Genomic DNA, 1265 nt, shown 5'->3' with positions numbered 1-1265 from the left:
TGGACTTGCTAACTTTACCTGCATAAAAAGTTAAGAATAAAACCTTAATTTTAACATATGAAACAAGTGCGTAAAATTTATGACCGAGCTTTTAAAGAGAAAGCCGTTCAATTGAGTTATGAGAGACATAACATCTCAGAACTGGCCAGAGAATTAGGAGTTACAGCTCCACAATTGTATAAATGGAGAAAAGAGTACGAAGAGTTTGGACAAGGAAGTTTTCCAGGTAATGGCAATTTAAAGCAAACGCCAGAACAGGAGCTAATTTCTGAGCTTGAAAGAAAACTCAAAGATGCTGAACTAGAGCGAGATATATTAAAAAAAGCAATTGGCATCTTTTCCAAAAACGGTCGATGATTTATGCTTTCATCAGAAACAATGAAAAGATATTTCCGATTGAAAAGATGTGTAAAGTATTGCAAGTTGGTCAAAGAAGTTATTATCAATGGAAAAGTCGGTCCGTTTCAGATAGAAAACAAAGAGTTGAGCTTGTTAAAGAAAAAATAACATCCATTTATTTTAATTCAAAACAAAGATATGGAAGTCCAAGAATGACTGCCGAGTTGGCTTCTTTAGGTAATAAATTATCAAGGATTACAGTTGCTAAATATATGAATCAACTGGGTTTACGAAGTAAATTAAGCAAGAGATTCAAGGTTACCACAAATTCTAAGCATAAGTATTTAATTGTACCCAATGTTTTAAATAGAGAATTTTCGGTTACAGAACCTTCAAAAGCTTGGGTGTCGGACATTACTTATATTCGAGTAAAAGAAGGGTTTTTATATTTAACAACCGTTTTAGACCTCTATGACAGAAAAATTATAGGTTGGAGTCTAAGTAACGGGATGAGTGTAGAGGAAACTTCTTTGGCGGCTTGGAGAATGGCTATTAAAAACCGAAGCATTGAAAAAGGATTGGTATTTCATTCTGACCGAGGCATTCAATACGCCAGCAAGAAGTTTACTAATGTGATTGATTCCTATAAAATGATTACAAGGAGTATGAGTAGAAAAGGGAATTGTTGGGATAATGCAGTAGCTGAGAGCTTTTTTAAGACTTTGAAAACCGAACAAATTTATGGTAATAAACTTATATCAAAAGAGCAAATGGAACTCGATATATTTGAATTTATTGAAATCTGGTACAACAGAAAAAGAAGGCATTCCGCCTTAGATTACAAAACAATAGAAGAATTCTGGAAACAGAAAAATAATTTTAAAAATGTTGCTTAACTAATACTGCGGGTTTTATTTGCATATCCA

The 1265-nt window shown here is 33.2% G+C and carries 2 protein-coding genes; both read left to right on the top strand.

What is annotated here, in order from left to right:
* The first annotated feature begins 57 nt into the window (after positions 1–57).
* The gene (locus BMZ76_RS16285) at positions 58–357 is read left to right on the top strand and encodes a transposase (protein ID WP_233589295.1); all 300 of its coding nucleotides are present in this window, start codon (positions 58–60) and stop codon (positions 355–357) included.
* Positions 354–1235 carry an IS3 family transposase gene (locus BMZ76_RS15655; protein WP_244281842.1) on the top strand — a complete coding sequence of 294 codons (882 nt, stop codon included), beginning with the start codon at positions 354–356 and terminating at the stop codon, positions 1233–1235. The genes BMZ76_RS16285 and BMZ76_RS15655 overlap by 4 nt, the downstream gene beginning before the upstream one ends.
* Positions 1236–1265: the final 30 nt, after the last annotated feature.

The organism is Flavobacterium xueshanense (genome assembly GCF_900112975.1).
In the GTDB taxonomy this organism is placed as follows: Bacteria; Bacteroidota; Bacteroidia; order Flavobacteriales; family Flavobacteriaceae; genus Flavobacterium; species Flavobacterium xueshanense.
Note: the sequence above shows the minus strand (reverse complement) of the source record. Positions and strands in the feature narration are given on the sequence as shown.

Coding starts and splice junctions, on each gene's coding strand:
- BMZ76_RS16285 (WP_233589295.1), top strand. CDS start 58: ATGAAACAAGTGCGTAAAATTTATGACCGAGCTTTTAAAGAGAAAGCC.
- BMZ76_RS15655 (WP_244281842.1), top strand. CDS start 354: ATGATTTATGCTTTCATCAGAAACAATGAAAAGATATTTCCGATTGAA.